At 56.0% G+C, this 1,008-nt stretch carries 1 protein-coding gene; it reads right to left on the minus strand.

From position 1 onward, the window contains the following. Window positions 1–1,008: DUF1601 domain-containing protein (locus J7439_RS25580; RefSeq protein ID WP_209204878.1), on the minus strand; the 1,008-nt coding region annotated here is incomplete at both ends.

Consider the following 1,008-nt stretch of genomic DNA (forward strand, 5'->3'; position numbering starts at 1 on the left):
TTCACGTGGGGCAATAGCGCGGCCACAGCCTCGTTGAGTTCTGGTATCTGCTCCTGCCCGTTGTCCACCAGTTTCGCCATGGCCCACAGCAGGTTGGCGATATGCTGAGGAATAAATTGGCCTTTCTTTACTTTCACGTAGGGTAACAGCGCGGCCACGGCCTCTTTGAACCCTGGTGTCTGCTCCTGCCCGTTGTTCACCAGTTTCGCCATGGCCCACAGCAAGTTGGCGATACTCTGGGCATTAAATTGGTATTTCTGTGCGTTCACGTGGGGTAACAGCGCGGCCACGGCCTCTTTGAACCCTGGTGTCTGCTCCTGCCCGTTGTCCACCAGTTTCGCCATGGCCCACAGCAAGTTGGCGATACCCTGGGCATTAAATTGGTATTTCTGTGCGTTCACGTGGGGTAACAGCGCGGCCACGGCCTCTTTAAACCCTGGTGTCTGCTCCTGCCCGTTGTTCACCAGTTTCGCCATGGCCCACAACAAGTTGGCGATACTCTGGGCATTAAATTGGTATTTCTGTGCGTTCACGTGGGGTAACAGTGCGACCACGGCCTCTTTGAGCCCTGGTGTCTGCTCCTGCCCGTTGTTCACCAGTTTCGCCATGGCCCACAGCAAGTTGGCGATACTCTGGGCATTAAATTGGTATTTCTGTGCGTTCACGTGGGGTAACAGCGCGGCCACGGCCTCTTTGAACCCTGGTGTCTGCTCCTGCCCGTTGTCCACCAGTTTCGCCATGGCCCACAGCAAGTTGGCGATACCCTGGGCATTAAATTGGTATTTCTGTGCGTTCACGTGGGGTAACAGCGCGGCCACGGCCTCTTTAAACCCTGGTGTCTGCTCCTGCCCGTTGTTCACCAGTTTCGCCATGGCCCACAACAAGTTGGCGATACTCTGGGCATTAAATTGGTATTTCTGTGCGTTCACGTGGGGTAACAGTGCGACCACGGCCTCTTTGAGCCCTGGTGTTTGCTCCTGCCCGTTGTTCACCAGTTTCGCCATGGCC

This window comes from Salinisphaera sp. G21_0, from assembly GCF_017744115.1.
Classification (GTDB): Bacteria; Pseudomonadota; Gammaproteobacteria; order Pseudomonadales; family Endozoicomonadaceae; genus Endozoicomonas.